The organism is Shewanella sp. 8A (assembly GCF_023475945.1).
Lineage (GTDB): Bacteria > Pseudomonadota > Gammaproteobacteria > Enterobacterales > Shewanellaceae > Shewanella > Shewanella xiamenensis.
Window position 1 is genome coordinate 1 of sequence record NZ_JAMDJP010000068.1, and the last position, 2020, is coordinate 2020.

Below are 2020 nucleotides of genomic sequence, written 5' to 3' on the forward strand. Positions count from 1 at the left end.
TGATAACCGTCGAGCACATGATTGAGCGGATCGTCGGCCATGGTGGCGGTCAGCCTGGTTGCCATTGCAACAAGGGTTTTTAAGCCGTCCCACCCTGACCCACTCGCGATGACATCGCCCAGCGGCTGGCCATCATCCTGTGCATCGACCAGGGCGCCCCCGATCTCGGCGAAGGATTTCAGGGTGTCACGCACCACCCCCGCTTCGTCTGCGACCTTTGCATGGCAAATACGCTCCGAAGCACGGTAGAGACGGCCGACGATCCGGTCGTGGGTTTCGACCACTGCGTCGGCCAACATCGCCTGCCATTCCGAGACGCAAACAGCCAAGATCGCAAGCCGCCTGTCCTCCGGGAGATCGCGCATGCCGTCGGCATAATACCGTTCACCCTGCCTGCGCAGACGAGTCACCCGATGGGCAGGAACGCCGGCAAGCAGATCCTCGGGGAGATCGACGCGTTGCAGATATTCGAGCCGGTCGAGCAGCCGGTTGGCCGACGAAGAGTTCGAGCCAGGCTCGAACTGGCGCAGCCACACAAAACGGGTCACCCGATCATCAGCCGTCTCCTCGAGCAATGCCAGCAACTGTTCTCGGATCGACATAGGCAGCCGACTGGCGATCCTCGTCTCGATGCGTCGCTCGGCATCGACGAGAGCCGCGGCACAAAGCCGCTCGATCGTGGATGTCGCGGGAAGGACAGTGCGGGTGCGTCGGCACTCGGCTACGAAGCGACGGGCGATATCCTCGTTCGACACCGCCATCTCGGCTTCTCGGAACAACCATTCCTTCAGCTCGCTCGCACCACGTCCGGAGAAGGTGCGGAAGCCGTAGAGCCCCCGTAACTCGGCAAGATGCTCGTGCCGTGTTTCCTCGCGGGCAGCATAGTCTACGAGATCGTCGGCACCCAGGCCAAGCTGCGCTCCGATAAATTCGATGACCTCTGCAGGGATCAGTTCGCCTGGAGCCAGCACCCGGCCGGGATAGCGCAGGACACACAATTGCAGGGCGAAGCCGAACCTGTTGTGAGCGCGCCGACGCAGCCTGATATGCCCAAAGTCTTCATCACTCAGCGTATAGTGCTTGAGCAAATCCGTCTGTGAAGTCGGCAAGCGCAACAGCGCGTCTTTCTGCCGATCGGTTAGAGTGACGCGACGCGGCATACATGTTCCTTTTTCAAAATCTGATAGCGTTCAAGACGCTTTGTTTATGAAGCTGGTTGAGATACATTTCCAGAGGTCAATGCAATCGTGGCCGAAGCGCCGCCTCAAACCAACGTTTGTGATACATGCTGATCGGATATGCCCGCGTCTCCAAAGCCGATGGCTCGCAGTCTCTCGACCTGCAGCACGACGCCTTGCGCGCCGCAGGTGTCGAACGGGACAATATCTATGATGATCTTGCTTCCGGCGGTCGTGATGATCGCCCTGGCTTGACTGCCTGCCTCAAGTCATTGCGTGACGGCGATGTGCTGGTGGTCTGGAAGCTCGATCGCCTCGGACGATCGCTTGCCCATCTGGTCAACACGGTGAAGGAGCTGTCAGACCGCAAGATCGGCCTGCGGGTTCTGACTGGAAAGGGCGCTCAGATCGACACCACGACTGCGTCCGGTCGCATGGTGTTCGGAATCTTCGCCACCTTGGCCGAGTTCGAGCGGGATCTGATCCGAGAGCGCACCATGGCGGGTCTCGCCTCCGCGAGAGCGCGCGGTCGCAAGGGCGGACGAAAATTCGCGCTCACCAAAGCTCAGGTGCGTCTCGCGCAAGCCGCCATGGCCCAGCGCGATACTTCAGTTTCCGATCTCTGCAAGGAACTCGGCATCGAGCGCGTCACTCTCTACCGATATGTCGGTCCCAAAGGCGAGCTCAGAGACCATGGAAAGCATGTTCTCGGACTTACGTAGCAACTCGTTTCTTTTCGCAGGTTGAGCCACCTCCGCGCTTCATCAGAAAACTGAAGGAACCTCCATTGAATCGAACTAATATTTTTTTTGGTGAATCGCATTCTGACTGGTTGCCTGTCA

2 protein-coding genes are annotated in these 2020 nt (G+C 59.2%); one reads left to right on the plus strand and one right to left on the minus strand.

What is annotated here, in order from left to right:
* The coding region (locus M0413_RS22500) for a DUF4158 domain-containing protein (RefSeq protein WP_249555722.1) at positions 1-1160 on the minus strand (1160 nt) is incomplete at its 3' end.
* A 125-nt stretch (positions 1161-1285) separates the two neighbouring features.
* Between M0413_RS22500 and M0413_RS22505 the strand changes: the two genes are divergently transcribed.
* Complete coding sequence (locus M0413_RS22505; RefSeq protein WP_000904906.1) at positions 1286-1900, plus strand: recombinase family protein; 615 nt, start codon at positions 1286-1288, stop codon at positions 1898-1900.
* The last annotated feature ends 120 nt before the right edge of the window (positions 1901-2020 follow it).